Source organism: Paenibacillus sp. MAEPY2 (genome assembly GCF_000499205.1).
Lineage (GTDB): Bacteria > Bacillota > Bacilli > Paenibacillales > Paenibacillaceae > Paenibacillus > Paenibacillus vandeheii.
This window is the reverse complement of the sequence record NZ_AWUK01000021.1, coordinates 45,267-65,343: the sequence shown is the minus strand read 5'-3', so window position 1 is coordinate 65,343 and position 20,077 is coordinate 45,267. Positions and strand designations below refer to the sequence as shown.

The 20,077-nt window shown below is 46.0% G+C and carries 12 protein-coding genes and 1 riboswitch; of the genes, 8 read left to right on the top strand and 4 right to left on the bottom strand.

All coding sequences use genetic code 11. The features are described 5' to 3' along the window. Positions 1 to 128: 128 nt before the first annotated feature. The 3 genes from P364_RS0117500 to P364_RS0117490 all read left to right on the top strand — a co-directional run bounded on the left by P364_RS0117500 (position 129) and on the right by P364_RS0117490 (position 8,491). Positions 129 to 2,528: a YcdB/YcdC domain-containing protein gene (locus tag P364_RS0117500; protein ID WP_024631383.1), complete on the top strand. Its 2,400-nt coding sequence runs from the start codon at positions 129 to 131 to the stop codon at positions 2,526 to 2,528. Positions 2,529 to 2,731: 203 nt separating this feature from the next. Continuing rightward, positions 2,732 to 3,859, top strand: a complete 1,128-nt coding sequence (locus P364_RS0117495) for a transglutaminase domain-containing protein (protein WP_024631382.1) — start codon at positions 2,732 to 2,734, stop codon at positions 3,857 to 3,859. A gap of 177 nt (positions 3,860 to 4,036) precedes the next feature. Next, positions 4,037 to 8,491, top strand: coding sequence for an LPXTG cell wall anchor domain-containing protein (locus P364_RS0117490; protein ID WP_024631381.1), 4,455 nt, complete (start codon positions 4,037 to 4,039; stop codon positions 8,489 to 8,491). Positions 8,492 to 8,621: 130 nt separating this feature from the next. On the opposite strand, the gene P364_RS0117485 is transcribed toward P364_RS0117490, so the two are convergent. From P364_RS0117485 to P364_RS0117475, 3 genes are all read right to left on the bottom strand, one after another. Continuing rightward, on the bottom strand, positions 8,622 to 9,266 hold the full coding sequence (locus tag P364_RS0117485) for a class D sortase (protein WP_024631380.1): 645 nt from the start codon (positions 9,264 to 9,266) through the stop codon (positions 8,622 to 8,624). A gap of 178 nt (positions 9,267 to 9,444) precedes the next feature. Next, on the bottom strand, positions 9,445 to 10,911 hold the full coding sequence (locus tag P364_RS0117480; protein ID WP_024631379.1) for an amino acid permease: 1,467 nt from the start codon (positions 10,909 to 10,911) through the stop codon (positions 9,445 to 9,447). 115 nt (positions 10,912 to 11,026) lie between these two features. Further along, positions 11,027 to 11,243, bottom strand: a riboswitch (Lysine riboswitch). Between the two features lie 142 nt (positions 11,244 to 11,385). Continuing rightward, positions 11,386 to 12,528: a virulence factor gene (locus P364_RS0117475; RefSeq protein WP_024631378.1), complete on the bottom strand. Its 1,143-nt coding sequence runs from the start codon at positions 12,526 to 12,528 to the stop codon at positions 11,386 to 11,388. Between the two features lie 225 nt (positions 12,529 to 12,753). Here P364_RS0117475 and P364_RS0117470 point away from each other — a divergent pair, with 225 nt between their 5' ends. Next, positions 12,754 to 13,194 (top strand): hypothetical protein, encoded by a 441-nt coding sequence (locus tag P364_RS0117470; protein ID WP_024631377.1) that lies wholly within the window; start codon positions 12,754 to 12,756, stop codon positions 13,192 to 13,194. A gap of 40 nt (positions 13,195 to 13,234) precedes the next feature. Here P364_RS0117470 and P364_RS0117465 read toward each other — a convergent pair whose 3' ends face one another. Then, positions 13,235 to 13,933, bottom strand: a complete 699-nt coding sequence (locus tag P364_RS0117465) for a response regulator transcription factor (RefSeq protein ID WP_024631376.1) — start codon at positions 13,931 to 13,933, stop codon at positions 13,235 to 13,237. A gap of 379 nt (positions 13,934 to 14,312) precedes the next feature. Between P364_RS0117465 and P364_RS36250 the strand changes: the two genes are divergently transcribed. The 4 genes from P364_RS36250 to cydS all read left to right on the top strand — a co-directional run bounded on the left by P364_RS36250 (position 14,313) and on the right by cydS (position 20,036). Further along, positions 14,313 to 17,123, top strand: a complete 2,811-nt coding sequence (locus P364_RS36250) for an ATP-binding protein (protein ID WP_161634232.1) — start codon at positions 14,313 to 14,315, stop codon at positions 17,121 to 17,123. 329 nt (positions 17,124 to 17,452) lie between these two features. Then, a complete protein-coding gene (locus P364_RS0117450; protein WP_024631374.1) occupies positions 17,453 to 18,799 on the top strand; it encodes a cytochrome ubiquinol oxidase subunit I in 1,347 nt (448 codons plus the stop codon). Next, entirely contained in the window at positions 18,796 to 19,830 is a 1,035-nt protein-coding gene (locus P364_RS0117445; protein WP_024631373.1) for a cytochrome d ubiquinol oxidase subunit II, read from the top strand. The genes P364_RS0117450 and P364_RS0117445 overlap by 4 nt, the downstream gene beginning before the upstream one ends. Before the next feature lie 8 nt (positions 19,831 to 19,838). Further along, positions 19,839 to 20,036, top strand: a complete 198-nt coding sequence (cydS, locus tag P364_RS37845; RefSeq protein ID WP_029881058.1) for a cytochrome bd oxidase small subunit CydS — start codon at positions 19,839 to 19,841, stop codon at positions 20,034 to 20,036. Positions 20,037 to 20,077 lie beyond the last annotated feature (41 nt).

The window sequence follows — 20,077 nt, the reverse complement described above, 5'->3', positions numbered from 1 at the left end:
ATTTGTAAAATTGTTGGGAAAATGACGATTAAAAAGGAAGCTTATGGTATCATAGAATAGACTGGCAATATTCATGCGAGGTTATTTTGCATGCATCCTTGTATGAAATTGAAGGGAGAGGTCCAGATTTGAGTTTTGATTGGAATTTTAATGGACGATTCAAAATGTTCACAGCCAAAGCGGCTACAGCAGCCATGGCAACATTGCTTCTGGCATCACAGACACCAGGGTTTGCAGGCAGCGCGTCGGCAGCGACAGCGGAACGGGTAACAGAATCCGCTGCGGGGGAAACGGAACAACAACTTGGAGTAACAGACAACGAGGTGCCTGAAGGAGCCAAAATCTCCTCCAAGCAAGCCAGCGAGAATATACTGAAATTATTTCCATTGCTAAAAAAGGCGACGATCTCATCCGCACGATTTGATTCACCGAACTCTTTTCCACCACCGGATTATAAGGCGTGGGATATCGGATTTGAACTGCGTGAAGGAAACCGTTCCACTGGATTCAGCGCATCGGTACATGCGGTTACAGGGGAAGTGCTGAGTGTACATTTGCCTTCTGAGTTGCTGGAAAAGCAGGTTTCGAATTCGGAGACGAAATTAACGAAAACCGAAGCGAGAAAGCAGGCAGATGAGTTCTTGTACAAGGCGATTCCGAATTTGAAGGAAAGTGGTTTTGTTGCCGTTGATGATCGGTATGTAAACAATGCGCAGCAATCCCTGTTTGGCCGAACAGAATATACTTACAGCTACCAAATGAAGCATGAAGGCTTGGTCTCCGAGGCGGAAACAGCCTACATAAGTGTGGATCAAAGCGGTTTAGTGACGGGATATTCAAGAACTACCATTGGAGCTGAATATCCAACATCTGAGGCGGCAATTTCAGCGCAGCAGGCACAGCAGAAGTTCGAGGAACAGTTCGATATTCAGCTGGCCTATATTAGCGAAGATCGTTATTCTTCTCGTAAAGGCCCGAAGTACTACTTGGGGTATACGCCGAAGAATTCAAGTGTTACGCCACTTGATGCGAATACACTGGATCGAATCAACAGCATGACAGGTGAAGCCATTGTCCAGGAAGATTCCCAAGAGGACAAACCGCTGAAAGGCAGTGTAGCTGCTTTTACACCGAATACTGGATCGAAATTGAATGCGCAGCAGGCAGAGAAGCTGGTCAAAAAGAGTTTTACTATACCGGAAGGTTATCAATTGGATTATAGCCAGTTAACCAAAGGGAGTTTTGCAAGTCCAAACAATCAGGTCTGGAGCCTGAGCTGGAGCAATCGCAATGCAAGTGTATCTTACATGTTTATGAGAGACATTTCGGCTCAGGTTGATGCAGCAACCGGACAGATCTACAGTGTGAACATTTATCAGCGCATGATGCCGGGCATGGAGCAGGAAAAGTCGGAGACGGAAGTAAAAGGCAAGACCGTAACCAAAGCTCAAGCCGAGAAGCTGGCTGTCAATACAATCATCTCACTTGTGCCGGATGCAAGTAAGCAATTCCGACTTTCAACGGTGCTTGAATTGGACGATGCACGAACATTTATATTCCAGCGATATTTAAACGGAATTGTGGTTAAGGATGATACGGTTCAGGTACAAATTTCGAATGATGGAACGATCAACGAATTTTATTCGATGGTTGCTGCATCGCCAGAGCAACTGCCGACGGATATCAAACCAGCCATCAGCTATGAGAAAGCCAGAGCTACCTACCTTGAAGAATTCAAATTGGTACTGGCCTACTCGCGTTATGGAGGTTTCGGCATGGGGAACGGTGAAGCCGTTCCTGCGGGTGTCAAGCTAGCCTATATGCCTACTCGTACGGACAGTCCGTTGACTGGCATGACCTATGAAGTGCTTGATGCCAACACGGGAGAATGGAAGTCGATGTACGGAAGTATGACTGGAGCAGTTCAAGTTACAAGCAGCGATATTACGGGGCACGCGGCTGAATCACCTCTGCAGAACATGGTGCAACATGGTGTACTTCTTGCAGATGAACAGGGACGAGTATTCCCGGATCGGGTCATCACCAAGGGAGACTGGTTTACCTATTTGGCAAGAGCAGTTAATCCGAATATGGATGTGTATTATAGCGGTGATGGGGATGGCAATCTATATGCTGACATCACTCCGGAGAGCCCTTATTACCAAGCTGTGCGGACATTGATCGATCAGCGATGGTTAGCGGGTGCCGACCCTGAAACGAAGCTAAATCCTGAAGAAGAGATGACTCGTGAAGAGTTAGCAGTATTGCTCGTGCGCATTTTGCGCTATGAGAAATTAGCTGGATTCTACACATTGCCATCGGACCTTCCCAACCTGGCAGATGCCAGTGCAGTCAACAACAAAGGCGCTGTCTCCCTTAGCATCAAGCTGGGATTACTGCCTTCAATTGAAGGTCGCTTCATGCCTGCACGTAAAGTGACGGTTGCGGAAGCGGCTCAGGTATTGGAGCGTCTGGCCAAGCTTCAGGGCAAGACGGATACCTTTATGAGCGGCAATCGCTTATATTGAGCAGAGTTTGTTTTGTTGCATAAATACCCGGAGGCGTCATATGATGAGAATAACGGGTAGGTTAGGTTTATTTTCTGAAGACAGAGGGACCTTCTGCGGAGGGTCTCTTTTGATGCTTTTCGACAAAACTAGAAGCCTGCCGTCAATCCCTTTTGTGATACAATGAGGCATGAGAACTTTGCAAAGAGAGGTGGTATCCTTTCATGGGCAAGCACGGAAAACGAGTGATAACCCTGCTATTGGCTGGCTGTCTCGTCGCTGTGGCACTGCCACATGCGGTCGATCTGGATCAGCTATACGCGGCGTCGGGAACATCGGACATATCCACGAATACGGATCTGCGTGAGACGTTGCTTACCGCGATGTCCCAGCGAACGGAGGAACTTGTTTTTACATACAAAGGCAATGTGAAAGGCCTCAAGAAACAGTTGCAGAGCTCCATTGACGAAGCAATGACCAGTGATCCCTATATTCAATATACCGTTAAAAGTTACGCATTTAACTATAAAGGCTCCAATGTATCCGCAGAGGTACATGTGAAGCTGGCATATCGGGAAACCAAAGAACAGACCGATTTTGTGAACCGCAAGGTGACCAATGTGCTGAAAGAAATTATTGTGCCGGGTATGACGAATCATGAGAAGGTCAAAGCCATTCATGACTGGATTGTGCTTAACCTTTCCTACGATACATCCTTGCAGAAATATACTGCATACGATGGACTTGTTACCGGCAGCACCGTATGCCAAGGGTATTCTTTGCTGGCTTATCGCATGCTGGAGCAGGTGGGTATAGATAACCGGATTGTGGAAGGAACGGCTGGTGATCAATTACATGCCTGGAATCTCGTCAAGCTGGACGGCAAGTGGTACCATATGGACACGACATGGGATGATCCTACTCCTGATCGCAAAGGGAAGGTAAGTCACAGTTATTATTTGCTCAGTGATAATGAGATGGCACGTGACCATGTCTGGACAGCTAAAGGCAAGTATCCTGCTGCATCTGCCCCCTATCGTGAAGCTTTGCAAACGTTGGTGAAGGCAGGAGGCAGCAAAGCAACCGCGTATCAGAAGCTGTATCATGCGCTGGAATATTCGCTATACGACGAAAGCGATGCGATTAGTGGTCATTCCGCGCTGAAAACAAAAGTTCAGAGTGTGCTTAAGGATGGCGGAACCTCGCTGACTTTCAGATACAAGGGTACTGAAACAGGACTAGTAGAGGATTTGCAGGATTTGTATCAGCTTGGCATGAAGTCGATATCGTATTACGTGTCCAACATGCAGGATACCGTCGATCTGCGTGTGAAGATTACCTGGACCATGTGACAGCAGCTGGAATGATGAATTTATATGTGTTTTAAGACAGGGGCGCTTCGTTGAGAAGCGTTCTTTTTTGTGTTAGAAGAACGTCGATTAGGGCGTTGTCTATTTTTTGTATATGTCTCTTTGTTATTCTTTTTGTTGGTGTATGCCAACATTATGCAAGAGGAGGAATTGCAAAAAATGAACAAAAAAGTGAGCATGGTGATCATAGCTTTGTTGCTGATCACGCAAATGATGCAAGGATGGATGTTTACACCAACCATGCATGCTCAGGATGATATGACAGCAATTGTAACTATGGATACAGCATCAGAAGAAGGTTCTGTTGAGCCTGTCGCGGGGAATGGTGATAATGGAGTGTCAATGGATTCTCCCGAGTCTAATGAATCTGCGGAAGTCATAAAGGAAAATTTAATTACAAGTGTTCAAATGTATAATCAAATACCGGAGTACGATGGAAATGGAAATATGAATATAAAAGGGGAGCGTATCGAAGATATACGACCTAGCGTTAAGGATGAGGTGGCTGTGGTCTTCACATGGGGGCTTCCAAACGATGCCCATGCTTATAGTGATGGTTCCACTTTTACTTTTCGTTTACCAGACAAATTCAAAATTGGATCGCAACTAAAAGGGAATTTGGATGGTGGAGTTGGGGAATATGTCGTCAATCCGGATGGAGAGATCACGTTTACGTTTAATGACCGTATCGTAGGTGAGAAGCTGGAGGGGAATTTCTACGTTTGGATCAAGTTCGATGAGAGCAAGATGGATGGCGGCTTGAAACAGCCAATAGACTTTAGTTCCGTTGGACAAGGCATCATTAATGTGCATTTTCAGAATACAGCTATAGATAAACTCACGAAATCGGGGATCGCAAATAAGAACAATTTCAACTCGGATGAGATTGAATGGACTGTCGATTTCAACCAGGGAGAGAAGGGCATTAACAATGCCGTTCTGAATGATACGCTCGCGGCAGGTCCACTTAAGGGGAATATTGAGATTCGTGAATTGCATATTCAACTAGACGGATCTGTCAAAGAAGGAAGTACAGTTAGAACAGAAACTCAGTTTCCGATCGCTTTGGGGAATATCGATAAGGCATACCGCGTGAAGTATACAACGAGTATCAAAGCACCAACAACTGCACCTTTTACGAACGTTTTGTATGAAAATAAGGTGGTTCTTACAGGTGATCAGAGCGAACAAGATGAAACTGACATCGGTAGCGTGAGGGTGAGTTTTAATGAGCCTTTGAAAAAATCCGGACAAGAGAGTGCATACAATCCAGTGACCCAGACGATCACATGGAAAGTGCAATACAATTACAATCAACAAGAGATTACGCAGGCGAACGCATGGATTGAAGATCATTTTGACACAACGAAACATGAGTTGGTTGATGGTTCGGTAAAAGTACATCAAGTAGACATCGACAGTGATGGCAAGCCAGTGGGTACTACTTTAGTGAATTCCAATGAATATACACTCACAGGAGTGAGCACAGGCTTTGATGATGGCTTTAAATTACAATTTAAAAATGACATCACCAAGGCTTATGAAATTGAATATCAAACCAAAACGATAAATCGTGTCTATACAGATGCTACGGTAACGAATACGGTCAATATGTATGACGGTACAGAAAAAGAAGGCAAAAAGGACATTCAGGAAATCATTTTTGCGAAAAGTGTTCAAAGTGAAAATTTTAATACCAAGGAGATCGAGTGGAAGATTGTTCTGAACCGTGATTTGAAGGAGATGACGGATATCGTCATTACGGACAATTACGCTGGAAGACATATGAAGCTCATTCCGGGCAGTCTTCAAATTAGTGGGGATCAAAGGGATCAGTTTGAACTTGAGCCAGTAGCTGATCCAAATGATATGAACTTTGAAGAAGGGTTCTCTATTCAATTGAAGGCTGACGGTATGATCAATAAAGAGCATGTGATCACTTATAAGACCAGCTTTGATCCAACGGCAGGTATGCCAACCAACAATGAATATCGTAACCAGGCTACTTTGAATTGGAAGGAGTCGAATGTACCACAAGCTTCGATTACCAAATCGGCTGTAGTCAAACCGCAAGATTATACGATACAGAACGGCAACAAGAAGGGCGAGTACAGCGCGAAGGACAAGACGATTACCTGGACGATTGATGTGAATTATAATTTATATGATATCCAGAACGCTATTCTTAAGGATGCGTACACAGGTAATCAATCTTATGTAGATGGCTCTTTGAAAGTAAATAAGCTTACACTAGCGGGAGCGAATAATGTCATTGCCATTGGTGACGAAGTTGCACTGTTACCTGGGCAATTCCAATTGAACGCGGACGGTAAAGGCTTTGCATTAAACCTCGGAAACATTGGAAAGGCTGCCTATCGGGTTGTGTATAAAACCAGTTTGGATGGGAATTTTGCAGTAGAGGGTACGTATTCCAATCATGCTGTCTTGACGGATGGTGAGGGGGGAGCGGTACGTTTTGAAAAGTCAGTGTCGGTCATACCTGAACACGGTGGCGTCTACGTACACAAAACAGGACAGCAACTAGGTTCAAGTGATAAAGCTTCCTGGACTGTAAATATCAACCCAAGCCAATCTTATATAGCCGCAGGTTCCGTATTAACGGATACGCTATCAGATAATCAGATTTTGCTTGCAGATACGTTAAAGCTATATATGACCGATCTGCCTGCGAACAACTCAGGGAATGTGTCTACCAAGGCTGGTTTGGTTGATGCTGGTGAGTATGAACTGATTGTGGAAGGCAATACATTTATTTTTACCTTTAAGAATGATATGAAGACCGCTTTTATATTGGAGTATCAATCCTTTATTAATGCCGATAGCGGGGAAAGAATAGGAAATAAAGTTGAATTCGCAGGCCAGTCTTCGTCGGTAACGGGGTCAGATCATCAGACAGGCATTCGAGTTTCCATGGCTGGAGCAGGCGGAGGGGCATCTACAGGTGTCGGTAAAATGAAGATCTATAAAGTAGATGATACAGGTCTTCCGCTTGAGGGAGCGATATTCGCTATCTATAATGCGTCCGGAACGACGCTTCTGGAAACGTTGAAACCAACAGATGTCAATGGAGAGGTCGAGACCTCCAGAAAATACAGATTTAACGATCAAACCAATGGTCTGCCATACAAGTTAAAGGAAGTATCAGCACCGAATGGCTATTTAATTGATCTAGAGTATGGAGCTTCCACAGGGAAAACCATTGATTTCAAAGACCCTGATCAACGCTTTGAAATTAAAAATGAAAAAATTCGACAGGGCTTCGAATTAACGAAAGTGGACTCTGTGGATTCATCGAAGACTTTGAAAGGTGCAACATTTGAATTGTATTTGAAGAATGGTCTGTCCCGAGATAAAATTGCGGAGTTAACGACAGGTGATGATGGAAGGATCGCCAAAGGAAATCTCGAACCAGGGGACTATGAATTGATAGAAACGGAAGCGCCTGCGTACTATCAATTGGATGCAACACCAGTTCCGTTTACAATTGCAGCGAATCAAACCCAGATACTCACCCTATCTCATACGAATGTGCAGGGCTCGGGTGGCAAGCTGGTCGTTACAAAAGTGAATGCCAAGGATCAGTCCGTATTAAGCGGAATTGAATTTGAACTGCGTGACAGTAACGCGGATGTGATTGCCAAAAAAGTGACGGATCTTAACGGAGTGATTGAGTTTGACAGCTTGCCGTATGGCCCCTATACATTGGTAGAGACCAAGGCAGAAGGTTTCGTTATTGAACAACCTGAAACGGCTGTACCGATTACCAAACCAGTAACTCTATTAACGATTGAAAATAAAGAAAATGACCGTTCTGTTCAGTTGATTAAATATAATTCAGGCAAATCGCAACATCTGCAAGGAGCCGTTTTTGAATTGCGTGCTCAAAGTGCTCTGATGGATGCCAACGGTGTTTGGGAATTCAAAGTGGTTACAGGCATTGATGAAGCCAAACTGACTACCAATTCCAATGGTGAGCTTGTTCTGAAAGATTTGGAACCCAATAAATATCAACTGGTTGAAATAAAAGCACCAGCAGGGTATAGATTGGACCAAACGCCAGTTGAATTTGAGATTACAAATAAACAGACGGAAACTGTAGTGGTGGAAAAAACGAATAACGCCATTCCGGTACCGGGCGGGCCAAATGAGCCTTATAATCCGGGAACGCCAAGTATAGGAACACCGAATCCTGGGACATCAACGCCAGATCCATCAACTCCGGACACAACGGTTCCAGGCACGGTGGTAACACCTGAAACTTCAGAACCAGAGGATGGAACCGACCAGGGGACGGATCCGGATAGGGGAGAGTCCCCTTCCAAGCCAGGAGATTCGACTGTTGTTGACGAAGAGGAGCCTTCAGCTGTTGGCAATGCTGGTGATGCTACCAGCCCAGGAGCGGATCATACATCCTCCCCTGTAGATACGAATGTTGCAGGAGCAGAGGAAGGGAAGGACGGTTCTTTCCTAGGCATGCTGCCTAAAACAGGAGAAGAGAGAACATGGGGATACACTCTTGTAGGGACTCTTATGATTATTCTTGGCAGTATGGGATATTTGTATTTCCGTCGAAGACAACAAATGAATCCGTAGACGGGAACATGTAACCTCGGATATTTCTTAACAGCTACAACAAAATACCCCCAGCATAAGCGCTTCGGAGATTCAGAATCACCGCGCGCATGCCAGGGGTGTTTTTGGTTTTTTTACAGCATGTTCATGTTTAAGGCAGGTCACGCTGAGCAACCTCTGAAGTCACTTGGACCGCTCTTATAATCAGCCGATGTGTTGGATTTACTAATGGATCACAGGTAATCAAGGTGAGCACCTGTCCCAGATGCGGGTCCTCAAGTACGGACAAGTCCGTAGGCTCCACAACGGATATCTGATCCACTTTGTATTGGATATGGGTCTGATCTGCCAGAGTGACCTTAATCCAATCACCAATCTCCAATTCTCCCATTCGGTTGAACAGGCGTCCTTTTTTGTGAGCGCGATGGGCGGCTATCGCTGCATTTCCTTCAGTCCCGATGCGGGCCGTCTCCACAAGATGCGTTGCTGCAACCTTCATATTGCTTTCGGTTGCATCCTCCAGAATGGGCAGCTGCACATCAATCTCATCAATTGTAATAACCCCCAGTGCATGGGGATAACCTTCTTGTTCTTTGTCTTCGCTATCATCATCGATTGAGGCAGGATCCTGTCTGGCTTGTTCAAAAGAATCATTGATTTTAGTTAGGTCGAGTTGTAGCTGTTTCAGCTCATCCATAACTTCGGCTTGCTGCCAGTCAAAATACTTTTCCTGCAGAAGAGGCAAGAAAAGAAGTAAGATCCCCATAACAACAAGCATGAAAAAAAAGAATTTCATTGTACGTGTACCCCTTTTGTCCAAAAATAGATTAACTGTTCTATTGTAAACATAGGGACATATACAAAACCTGGACAAATCAAACAGGCAGCCTTTTCTTTCGTAGAAAGAAGGAAGGCTGCCTGTTTGATTTAAATGGAGTAACCCAATGCTGATCAATATCATTATTTGGGTATAATCATTCTGAAGATGGAGTAAAATCGCAATCCTGTAGCGGTACGACTTTTGTTTTCTTAACAAATTTATAACCCAGCCATAATACCAAGAACAATGGAACGCTCAAGTAAGCGACGAGGGCTCCGCTCCAATCGATCTGATCGCCCGTGAACGCCTGATAGTTCTGTCCAACAATGACGATGATACATAATACAAAAGCAAAGATTGGCCCAAATGGGAACCAGCGTGCACGGTAGGGCAGATCGTTCAAATCCCGTCCCTGAGCCACATAAGCACGGCGGAAGCGATAATGGCTGATGGCAATGCCAAGCCAGGTGATAAAGCCACACATACCGGATGCATTAAGCAGCCAGGTGTATACAATGCCATCACCGAAAAGGGAGGCTAGAAAAGCAAGCATACCCACTGCTGTAGTCAAGAGCAGGGCATTCATTGGAATGCCCTTTTTGTTCAGCCGACCGAGAAAGCGAGGTGCTTTGCCATCTCGAGCAAGAGCATACAGGACACGACTTGAAGCATACATGCCCGAATTCCCGGCTGACAGTACAGAGGTCAGAATAACGGCATTCATGACAGAAGCAGCAATGGCCAGGCCTGCCTTTTCAAAGACAAGGGTAAACGGACTGACTCCGATATTGTTCAGATCACCTTTGAGCAGATCCGGATGTGTGTAAGGAATGATCAGACTGATGACAGTAATCGCCAGAATGTAGAAGATCAAAATGCGCCAGAACACTTGCCGAATAGCACGAGGGACATTTTTACGCGGATTTTCGCTTTCACCGGCTGCGACGCCAATGAGCTCCGTTCCCTGGAAAGAGAACCCGGCGGCCATAAATACACCGAGAACCGCGAAGAATCCGCCATGGAATGGTGCGTCACCTACTGTGAAATTGCTGAATCCAACCGCTTCTCCGCCTATAATGCCGAAGATCATGAGCACCCCAACGGTAAGGAAGATGATGACGGTAGCGACTTTGATAATGGCGAACCAGTATTCCGACTCTCCATATCCTTTGACGGACAACACATTCAGGGCAAAGATTAATACGAGAAACAACAGACTCCACAGCATGGATGAACTGTCAGGGAACCAGTATTTGATGAGTACGGTTGCCGCAGCGAGCTCTGCCGCAATGGTGACTGCCCAGTTGTACCAGAAGTTCCAGCCCATGGCGAACCCAAGGGCGGGATCGACAAAGCGGGCCGCATACGTATTGAATGAACCGGAGTCAGGCATGAAGGTAGCCAGTTCTCCGAGACTGGTCATTAGAAAGAAAACCATAATGCCGACGGCAGCGTAAGCAATCAGTGCACCGCCGGGACCTGCATTGGCTATGGCTGTTCCACTTGCGAGGAACAACCCTGTACCAATGGAGCCACCGAGTGCAATCATAGTCATATGCCGTGCGCGTAGTCCTTTTTTCAGGGTGGGCCCTGTTGTGGTTTGGTTGTTGCGATCTTGCATGGAAACACTCCTTCTTTCAGTGTACTAATGGGTTCAGAACAATGGCAAATAACACAAAAGACCGCAGGCATTAGCCTGCGGTCTTTATATCAATTGTCCGCACCTCGTCCCGAATGTTTAAGATAGCTCAACACAGAAGAAATCATACCCTCCGAGAAAGGTATCATTCATCTGTGACAGTTCTGCACCTTTCGGCAACAGCCCCAGCCGCGCTGGACAACGTAAGGAACGTCCTGCGGGCTTCGGCGGGTGCACCTTTCGGCTGAATTCATAAGCGGCTCCTTAGCGCCTCCTTCAGCGTACTGATCGCACCCGCGACCTCTACCTCATCATCATGATGAGGTGTATCTATTGTCTATGAAGTTGATAAATCACAGAACGTAACGCTCCATGTTCTGTTTGGTAAACAGACAATTAGTATAACCCCCATGGTATTCCAGTGCAATAACAATTGTTGGATATGAATCCAAAGGACTATTCCGACGTTTTGTTACGCCCGGCCATCTGCTGCCATACAGTTCCGGCTGCCTGTTCCCCGGATTCGATCCGTTCCAATGCCATTTTGGCTTGCAGGCTAACTTCAAACTCAGGGTCATCTGCTGCCTTCCGCAGAGCTTGCTCTGCTTCCTCGGTCCCCACTTCGTACAGGAAGCGGGCCGCACGCCAGCGTACAAGCTTGCTTTTATCGGATAACGTAGCTGTCATGGCTGCCGTTGCTGCGGGATCACCGATGTCGGAGAGGGTATCTCCGGCAGTCCGGCGTACAGCAGGCGAACTATCCTGTAGAGCTTCGTACAGCAGTTCCATCGCTTCCGGTGTACGGATGTCACCGAGATATACGACAGCCAGTCGGCGTATCTGCATTTTACTGTCATGGAGTGCATGGGCTACAAGTGGCAGACGTTCTGCTGTAGGCTCCATACCATCAAATGCAGCATAACGTACATTCCAGTCCTCACTATTTAGAGCCTCTTCAAGTTCGGCCCCATCCAGCTGGCGGCGACGTTCCACGAACTCTTCCGCATTGGTGCCGTGTTCAATGGCTTGTTGGATCACTCGTTCCAGACGTTCTGGCGGATATGCTGCTTCCAGCTCCTGTTCCACTTCTCTTGCAATTTCAGGCAATTCCCCGTAGCGAACGCCATAATCACTCAGCTTCCGTTCCTTGATCAGCGTTGCACTGGCGACTTCAGTCACCGCTTTGACGAACCGATCCGAGAGCGAGATTCGTTCTTCCTTCGCGCCGACTTTGACCCGAATTTGCATCGGCACGCCTCTGAAGAATTGAACGAATACCTGTGCTTCACCGAAGTGCTCACCAGAGGCATCTTCAGATTCAATCCAATCCAGATCAATTCCCTGCTGCCCCAGACGACTTTGAACTTCGCCAAGAATGACGGACCAGTCCGCATTTCCCTTGCGGTCGAGCGCTACGAAGTCAGTCGTATGGAATACACTTTTTACTCCGGGAATATGTAGCATCTGGCGAATAAACGCCGGAGCAGACCGTTCGTTATCCAGTGTATATGTTCTGCGAATCCCGTCCTCCAGACGTTCATCCAGATGCAGCATCATTGTATTGGGACTGGGTGTTGGTTCAATGGAAACAATATTCATCAGTTCATAACCTCCTGTACCGGATTCATACTTAAAGTTCCCGCAATGGGCACGGGCATATCCCTATTTTACATGAATTGCTGCAAACTGCGAAATGGGTAATGTACCTTACAGCGTTTGTGAAGATATACGAAGATAGTTAACACTTCTTTTATGTGAGAACACGAACATTTTTAAATGAAGATTGGCACAATAAGACAAGAGAATGAACTGGAGGTAATCGCTATGGAACCCATTACCGTACTTTCGGACGGAAGTCGTGGTATTGATTATGATCATATTATTGAATTGTTGAATGAATGGATAACAGACGAGAAGAGGGAGTCAGCAGTTAAGACAGAAAAAAATATGGAAAGCATGGTCGGGTCGAAATGGGGGACAGCCCGTTATTGTATTGTGGATTATCAGGACGCCGGGCAAGCCGTTTCAGCAGCGAATGCCATCCGGGCATTTGTGCCTCAGATTCCTTTACTGGTGATAACAGATTTCCAATCCCTGATTCGCAAGCGCCATTTGCAGCTTATCACGGGCACCGGTCTGATGAAGTTGATTCTCTGGAAAGAGAAAGAACCCGAAGGACTGATCATGGAAATCCAGCGGTGGCTGCATTCTGTTGCCTGCAAATCAAAAACAGCTCTGCCCTCAACCCGGTCGATGAGACGATGACAGAGAGAGGACATGAGCCGTTATGTAATTTCGCCGTGTACTAAATGACGTATTTATATCCCGTTCCCCAAACCGTCTTGATATACCGTGGATTTTTGGGGTCGGGCTCAATTTTTTTGCGCAGACTGGAGATGTGCACATCGATTGTACGGTCGAGATATGCCCGCTCTGAGCCCTTAATTCGGTCCATAAGTTCATTGCGGGTAAATACCTTGCCGGGATTCCGGTACAATTCCTTCATAATCTCAAATTCGATATGCGTAACCTCGATTTCATGACCATCCACAAACAAGGTTCGTCTGTACTCATTTACACTGACATGTCCAGCGACTTCAGTAGGCTTGTCCTCTTTTACCGGTTTGTTCGGGTAGGCGATTGCCGATCTGCGGAGTAAAGCTTTCATGCGGGCATCCAGCTCTTTCAGACTAAAGGGTTTACATAGAAAATCATCCGCACCATTATGCAATGCTCTGAGCCGATCATTCAGCATGGTGCTGGCTGAGATCATGAGTATGGGTACAGTGGAGTGCTGACGAAACGCATCAACCAGATCATTGCCGTCCATTTCAGGCAGCATCAAGTCAGTCACTACAATATCAGGCTGGAATCGTGGGAAAAGTTGAATTGCTTCGCGTGCATGATGAACCCGTTCAGTTATGTAACCCTCCTCCTCAAGAAAGAAAGCAATCATGTCGGCCAGATTTTTCTCATCTTCTATAAGAAGTACTTTAATAGACATTGAGGTCACACTCCTGATGAAATGAATTTGTTAAGAAATTTCTAGAAATTTGTCGTAATTTTGTGAGGGAATACTGCAAATTTTTTAATGTTTGTATTCCAGAATATAGGATGCATATGTAGAGAATTGTATAGAGTTCGAGCCAAACCTCAGTATTTTACCATGAATGTAGCTTATTTGCCGATCATTCAAAATTTCCCAAAGCTACATGGAGAGGTAATTACAGTATAATGTATCAGATCGATGAAAGGAAAAAAAGTCGATTTTACGAGCTTTATTTACGGGAGGAACCAACGTTGTTGTTGAATGCAAACATAGAAATCAGTCATGAGGGCAACTGCCTATGGACTACATAAAGGCTAGCAAGGTGTTAGATTGGGTGATAATCAAACTCCGTATTCCGTGGCTGGGCACTGCCATACTTATTATCCTTGGGACGCTTGGAACGATATTTCCCTTAACTTTATTTTATGGTGTACAGCTAATGTTCGGTATAGCCGCAGCTTTTATTGCCCTGCGCTTACATGGGGCTATTTACGGATTCATTACCTATATAGGGATCAGCTCTTTGGGTGTGTTATGCACAGAATTGGTCCCTAACAGCCTGTTTATGATCGGAGCTCATTTCATCGAATTAATCTGGATGCTGGTGTGGCAGATACGCTCGAAAAATGGAAGCATCATAAAAGCCAACGCCGTATTTTGGGTTGTGATGTTACTGCCAGTGATTTTTTACGGATATTTCATCATGGGCATCAGTCTTGACGAATTAAAGTATGGCTATATGCATGTCGCTGTAATCAGCATGGTTAACGCGCTGATTGCAGGCATAGTGGTGGACTTCTGGATTATAAATGGTGAACTGAAGTCGAAACGAACAGGAACCATTCCGCTCACGAGAATTGCTTTTAAATACGTTGTAGCCTTTGTAGTTGTTGTTTCCCTTATCCTGTTGTCCGCAGATAGTCGCAGACAATTGGGGCAAATAAATGATACCATCATGCTGAATCTGAAACATGCTGCCAATGCAGTTATCAAGGATTTAAATGAACAATATTTAACCAATGAGAACATGCAGCAGAGCATGGAGCGCTATCATCATCTGCTGGACGTAAACGTCATTATTCTGGATTCCAATGATAGGGTCATTGCTTCAGGGCTGGATACACTTCGGGTAGGAGAACATCTTGATTTCAATAATTATCGTTTTCTGAATCCAGGGGAGAACAGCATTTTATTTCGCTCCGGTGATGCTTATTACAGTGATGTGCTTACTCACTGGAAAGAGGCTTCATTCATGTACGAAGCAGATATGACTACAAGTACAGCATACCGAGTATTCGTTGAGACCAGTTCAGCCCATTATTATACACGAATCGAGTCGATCTATCTGACTACACTTCAATCGTTGTTTATCATTTTCATGGTTTCCATGATTGTAGCCGCTCCGCTCAGTCGAAAAGTGGTAAGTCCATTGAAGCGCCTTACACGCATGACTGGCTCTCTACCAAGGCTGTTATTTCGTAATGGAAAAATGGAGTGGCCGAGCAGTCATGTAACAGAAGTACAGATTTTGATTGGCAATCTGCGCAAAATGGCCGATGTGCTCCTTGAACAATTCGAACAGATTCGCCAGGACAAGCACACCCTGGAAGATAGAGTCAAAGAACGAACGAAAGAGCTGAAGAATAGTGAGGAGATCAAACGAGCGATTATTGATTCATCCATCGATGCCATTATTGCTGTGGATTCGAACGGGCTGATTATCGAGTTTAATCCCGAAGCCGAAAGAATGTTTGGACTAAAACGGGAAGAAGTGATATTCGAGAAGGAAGCCCCATCCCTATTCCAGGGAGCGAGCTATATGGAAATCAAAAAAATGCTGGAAAGATTTGAGTTTATCTTGGGTAAAAGGCATGACATTGTGGAAGAGATTTCAGGCATACGCCGGGATGGTTCAGTTTTTCCGATTGAGTACAAAATTGTAGAAATTCAGTTGGGCAATAACGAAACGCTGTATAACTTGTTTATCAAGGATATTACCGAGCGGACAAGAGCTGAGGAAGAACGTGTACGTCATGCGCTGGCTTTGGAGAAGCTGAATGCTGAACTGTTTCACGAAAAAGTTGCTATTCAGGAGCAGCGGGACATTAGCGAGCATTTCATTGAATCCGTTCGGGAAGGTCTGGTCATGTCTGATCGGTCTGGCACCATCACGATAGTGAACAGAAGAATTGAAGAAATGTTTGGTCTCGGAGATTTTTCAGGTAGGTCCATTGAGGATCTAGCCAATGCGATTGACACCATGGTGTTAACCCCCGATTTCAATTTGATGGAACAGACGCGTGCATTTCTGGACGGAGAACAGGCTTTTGTTGAAACTGAATTTATATTCAATGATGTGGAAAAGAGTGTATTTTCCCTGTACATGAAGCAAGTGGATGTTCCCGGTAAAAACCATGGATTTCTGCTGGTGTTCCGCGATCGTACGGAGGAAGAACGTCTGAATCGGATGAAAAACGAACTGATCAGTGTGGTCTCGCATGAGCTTCGTACCCCTGTAGCGACCATTATGGGCTATGTGGAACTAATGATGATGTATGATCTTCCTGCTTCACAGCGTCAGGAGTTCATGGAAACCATATCCTCGGAAGGCTCGCGGCTGAGTAGTCTGCTGGATGATGTACTTGATATTCAACGTTTAGACAATGAAGGCATGACCTACCACAAGACCTATGTACCTTTGCTTGAACTGGTTGAGGGTGTTGCAGAGCAATGGAATATGCAATCCATTCAGCGCATCTATGTGCATGCATTTAATGGAGACTTTTTTGCTTATGCGGACCAGAACCGTATGGTTCAGGTGCTCCATAATTTGATTGGTAACGCGGTCAAGTACTCGCCTGGAGCAGACCGAATTGATATTACGCTGTGGGAAGAGAAAGAATGGTTATGCATCGATGTACGTGATTATGGTATAGGTATTCCAGAGAACGTGCAGGACCTACTGTTTACGAAGTTTTATCGTGTGGACAATTCGGATCATCGCCAGATTGGCGGGACTGGACTGGGGCTTTACATTTCGCGCAAAATTGTAGAGGACCACCAGGGTACGCTCACCTTTACATCCGCGCCGCTCAAAGGAAGTACGTTCAAGGTTCGATTGCCCAAGCAAGACGAACTCGTGTAAGGCAAGAGAAAGTCTTTATCGGAAAGGATGCTTTCATCCTGAAATCGATAAGGGCTTTTTTGTTTTTCAAAATTTCCCGGATAAAAAAACAACTTCTTTTGCAAACTGTCTATAGAGCCAATAATTTGCATTCCATGCAAAAGGAGGACGGCAGGTCTATGTTCCGTAAACAAGAGAAAACCCTTATTATCGTCTGCTTGGTCGCAGCCGTGATTGTGCTATATGCCGTTGTCAAAAGTATTATCCGGATCATGAGTTATTGAGTCATATCGTCATCCAGACGGTATGAAGTCGTACATAATGATTATGTGAAAGAGGAGTGTAACCCCATGTCATCCCTGGACCCTGTTCTACTCAGCCGGATGCTTACCGGTCTTACCCTGTTTGTGCACATCATTTTTGCCTCCATCGGTGTAGGTGTTCCACTCATGATTGCCTTGGCTGAATGGCGCGGATTGCGCACCAATGATATCCATTACACCTTGCTGGCGCGCAGATGGGCGCGTGGTTTTGTCATTACCGTTGCCGTGGGTGTGGTTACAGGCACCTCCATCGGTTTACAGCTCAGCCTGCTGTGGCCGATGTTTATGCGAGTAGCGGGGCAGGCGATTGCCTTGCCACTGTTTATGGAGACGTTCGCCTTTTTTGTGGAGGCGATCTTTCTTGGCATTTACCTTTACACATGGGACCGTTTCAAAAAGAAATATACGCATATGCTGCTGCTTATTCCGGTGGCGTTGGGTTCCTCTGCCTCTGCGATATTCATCACAACGGTGAATTCTTTTATGAACCAACCTCAGGGGTTTACCCTGATTAATGGCATCATGAAGGATATCCATCCGATTGCCGCGATGCTGAATCCGGCTACCCCAACGAAGGTATCTCATGTGCTTGCCTCTTCGTATACCTTAAGTGCAGGGGTTCTCGCAGGTATCGCCGCGTTCAGTCTGCTGCGGGGTCGGAACCATGTCTATTATAAAAAAGCACTTAAACTCACAACGGTATGTGCACTCGTATTTGCGGTCAGCACGGTCATGATCGGAGATTCTTCCGGTAAATTTCTGGCGAAATACCAACCGGAGAAGCTGGCCGCCGCGGAGTGGCATTTCAAAACAATGACGAAGGCGCCGCTGGTCTATGGGGGCATTCTTGACGAGAACAATGAAGTGAAATACGCCATTGAGATTCCCTATGCACTCAGCATATTGGCGGGAAACAGACCCGACACGGAAGTGAAAGGGCTGGAAGAATTTCCGGCCGATCTCAGGCCGCCGTTGTCCATTCACTATATGTTTGACCTTAAAGTGACGACCGGCGTGATCATTCTGCTGATTCCGGTGCTCTATGTAATCCGTCGCTGGCTGCCTGGGCGCAAGCCTTATCCCAAATGGCTGCTGCTCGGCATCGTCCTGCTCGGGCCGCTGGCCATGATTGCCATTGAACTGGGCTGGATGTTTGCCGAGGTTGGCAGGCAGCCCTGGATATTGCGCGGTTACATGAAGGTGTCGGAAGCCGCAACAACGTCAACCTCCGTGGGGTGGATGCTGATTCTGTTTATTCTGCTGTACCTGATCCTTTGCTTCTCCGCAATCCGGGTACTCAGCAAGCTGTTCCGTAACAAGGAAGCAGAGAAGGAACTGGAGTCTCTCGGTCTGGAAGGAGGGATCGTGCATTGAGTTTTGAAATTGCAGGCATCGCGATCTTGTGGACGTTTCTGTTTGGATATCTGATCGTGGCTTCGATTGATTTTGGAGCCGGATTTTTCAGCTTTTACAGCATATTAAGCGGACACGAGAACAAAATTCATAACATTATTCAGCGCTATCTCTCCCCCGTGTGGGAAGTGACGAATGTGTTTCTGATCTTTTTTGTTGTCGGTCTGGTCGGATTTTATCCGGATAGCGCCTTTTATTACGGGACAGCGCTGCTTGTTCCAGGTTCATTGGCCATTGTGCTGCTTGCCATCCGGGGCGTGTACTACGCCTATAACACCTACGGGAACCATGGGCAGAACAGCCGGATCTACATGGCATTGTACGGAGCAACGGGATTGCTGATTCCGGCGGTATTTTCCACCATTTTGGCGATATCCGAAGGTGGAATTATTGAGCAGGTGGGTGACCAGGTATTTTTTCGCTGGCGTGAGTTTCTGACGAATCCGTATACCTGGTCTGTTGTATTGCTTGCTTTGGTAAGTGTGCTGTATATCTCTGCGATGTTTCTTTCCTACTACGCCAAGCGGGCGGAGGATGAGACTGCGTTTGAAGTCCTGCGGGAATATGCGCTCCTATGGAGTCTGCCTACGATCTTTGCCAGCTTTCTGGCATTTTTGCAGATCAACAAACAGAATCCCGCACACTTTGAGCAGATGCTGAATATCTCTTGGATGTTCATCGCATCTTTTATCTGTTTTGTGATCGCCGTCTCGCTGGTATGGAAACGTAAATATATGGGCTGGTGCTTTATCGCCGTCATGCTGCAGTTTGCCTTTGCCTGGTACGGCTATGGGCGCTCGCATCTTCCATACATTCTGTATCCGTACATTAATATTTACGACAGCTTTACGAACAAGACGATGGGTATTGCGCTTATTACGGCGTTCAGCCTTGGACTGCTGGTGCTCATTCCTTCACTCGTGCTCATTATGAAGCTGTTTCTGTTTGATGCCAATTATGTGCGCGGTAATGCTGGTAAAAAGAAAGGATGAGTCCATTCATGCTTCCCAACATGCTGTTCATCATGCTTCCAAGGTTGCTTCTCAGCTCTGACGCGGGAGTGACGGGGATTCCCGGTATAACGGGGTTGAGTTTTTTTGAGACCTTTACGATTATGTACGCCCCACCACTGATCATTGTGGCTGCAATTGCGTTTCTGTTCATCTATTTGGCGAAATGCAAAAATCCAAGGGATTGATTCGTTGGTACGTACTTTCCAATTCGGGGTAATCTTTTGTT